Raw genomic sequence first — 2,237 nt, forward strand, 5'->3', positions numbered from 1 at the left:
CTCATGACAGTCTTTCATCCACGCAGTAAAGCATCGTTGCAGTTGCTTGGCGGAAATAAGATTGATAACTCGGGCAATGGTATCGTGTACTGGTATGCCTTGTTTGAAATCACCATACTGTCTAAGCCATTCCAAGTTATCTTCACCAAAATCTTCAATATCCTCCCAACCTTCAGCACCAGCAATCACTGCTGCAATTGTTAAGAAGATAATGTCGGTTAGCGTGTGCTCTATTTTCCAAGCTTGGCGAGGGTCTCGAATAACTGAAATATGGTCCAAAAGGCTTAATCCGTTCATTAGGCTAAATATCTACTGTTAAAAAACAGTATATGATCACACCTAAATCTGATCATCAAATCGATCTTGGATGTATTGAGGTTATTGTGACTTCAGTATCTAATTAGTGAAAATATGACTTCACGTCATCCCTTATTCCATAAGGGGTTTTCATGATCTTGCCCTGAGCCACGAAGCCTTTAAACATGGGCACGTTCGTGATTTTTCCCTAAAGTTCAACCCGTTTTTTTGAAATTTTATCCCAAAACCTTAAGAAACACTGCGAAAATAACATGTGGGAACCCTGGTAGTCTAGGCGTTTAATGACAGGTTGAGCAGCAGACATAATAAGTGACCGTTAAATAACAGTAATAGATCAAAACTGGGGATCGCAGTCAAGAGGTCTGTCGTACTAACAGCTACAAACGATCACTGGATCACTGGATCACATTATTTTAAATCTGAAATTGGCTGCGGAATGACGGTTAAAAGGGCTATCGTGTCACTAATTTTCTTAAAAATGATTTATACACAATTTTGATCAATTTGACTGGTAGAAACCTGAAAATTAAGCGAACAAAAGGATAAAAACTAAGTGACTTTTTCCACTTCATGATATTCCAATATACTCTGAATTCATTCTTCGCTTTTAAAGATGAGCGCCTATCATATGCCCCATCCATTCTAACTTTTACCAAAACATCATCGATATTACCACAAACTGCACCATTTTTAAGGGCTTGATACCAAAGAGCAATATCTTCATTCAGCGGATATTCGACTGGATATAATCCAATTTTACTTATAGAACTACCTCGGAAGCACATCGTAACATGAGCAAAGGGAGAGGCTTTTGATATCACTTTGTATATGTCTTCATGATCTAATGGATAATTGCGAGTCGCAACAATATTGCCAGAACAACCAACGAACTCCTGGATAGAACCGCCAGAAAGGTCTATACAAGAGTTATGTTCCATATAATCAATTTGTGTTCTAAACCTTTCCGGCAAAGAAATATCATCAGCGTCCATTCGAAATACATAACGTTCATTTTCTAAGGACAAAATTAACTTATTCAGTCCTTTCGCTAAGCCGATGGATTTTTTAGAGTAGATTGTCTTATATATAAAGCCTGAATTTTCAACAAAATCCAACATATCATCATCAAGAGTGCCATCGACATGTAAATAGATTTTTATTTCAAAGCCAGATGTAGATTCTTGATTGACCTTGACAGATCTAATAGCTTTGACAAAATCTTCATAATTGTCATTTTTATATACAGCAATAAGAACTGCGACATCAAACATAGCTATCTCTTTGTAAAAAAATTAAGTAATAATGGTGAAAGAGCTCGATAAACCAACATATAAGCAACGGTGTATAGTATCGGATCGTAAGCATCAACTACCAAAAGAAAAGTAAGAGCTATTGTATAGTAAACTACTCTGAATAAATCGTGGTTACTGAAAAAGCTCTTCTGGAAAAATGGCAGTTTAAACCTAGCTTCCCCGGACCTTTCAATTAAGTTTATAAGCGGGAAAATTAAAATAGTAGCAACGAAACTATCGAAACCGAGGTTAAATACTAGCGTAAATGAAGAAAACCTAAATAAAACCAGTAAAAAGTGCAATGGGAGGTTTAAAATAGATCTGACTGAATTATAAATCAAAAATATTACTAACAAGCCAGTATAAGAAACGAAAACATAGTAAGGCGACGCTATTTCACTAAAGGAAAGAGCCCAAAAAATAATGACACTAATAATCCCTCGAAAAATATATATCAACTTTCGGTTATCGTTATAATATTCTAGTTCGGATTTTGACAGCCTTAAAGTGGGGTTACTTTCATTCTTTATGGTTTCACAATCATTGTTTATGTATCCAAGTTCATAAATTGTGTATATACCAGTAATGTAAAGAAACAACCAAGCCAAATTTTGTAAGCTATTATTA

At 35.4% G+C, this 2,237-nt stretch carries 2 protein-coding genes; both read right to left on the reverse strand.

All coding sequences use genetic code 11. The features are described from left to right. On the reverse strand, positions 1–297 hold a 297-nt coding region (locus tag AB4517_RS22140; RefSeq protein WP_372150009.1), incomplete at its 3' end, for an ISAs1 family transposase. Between the two features lie 473 nt (positions 298–770). Continuing rightward, entirely contained in the window at positions 771–1,589 is an 819-nt protein-coding gene (locus AB4517_RS22145; protein WP_372150012.1) for a glycosyltransferase, read from the reverse strand. Positions 1,590–2,237: the final 648 nt, after the last annotated feature.

The organism is Vibrio sp. 10N.222.52.C3, from assembly GCF_041474195.1.
Lineage (GTDB): Bacteria > Pseudomonadota > Gammaproteobacteria > Enterobacterales > Vibrionaceae > Vibrio > Vibrio crassostreae_C.

Bases quoted from the DNA above. Each gene is read 5' to 3' on its own strand.
- AB4517_RS22145 (WP_372150012.1), bottom strand. From the start codon at position 1,589: ATGTTTGATGTCGCAGTTCTTATTGCTGTATATAAAAATGACAATTAT.